This window comes from Escherichia sp. MOD1-EC5189, from assembly GCF_002966045.1.
GTDB classification, from domain to species: domain Bacteria; phylum Pseudomonadota; class Gammaproteobacteria; order Enterobacterales; family Enterobacteriaceae; genus Escherichia; species Escherichia coli_F.
On record NZ_PTRX01000146.1, the window covers coordinates 1 to 231 of the forward strand.

General features: G+C 57.6%; 1 protein-coding gene. It reads left to right on the forward strand.

Going from position 1 to position 231, the window contains the following annotated elements:
* Nucleotides 1–231: hypothetical protein (locus ATB02_RS25980; protein ID WP_198600620.1), on the forward strand; the 231-nt coding region annotated here is incomplete at both ends.

Genomic DNA, 231 nt, shown 5'->3' on the forward strand with positions numbered 1-231 from the left:
ATACAGCAACAACATGGCCTGGTGTCTGTGGGATATGCTGACCCATCCGCGCTACGGCATGGGGAAACGTCTTGGTGTGGCGGATGTGGATAAATGGGCGCTGTATGTCATCGGCCAGTACTGCGACCAGTCGGTGCCGGACGGTTTTGGCGGTACGGAGCCGCGCATCACCTGTAATGCGTACCTGACCACACAGCGTAAGGCGTGGGATGTGCTCAGTGATTTCTGCTC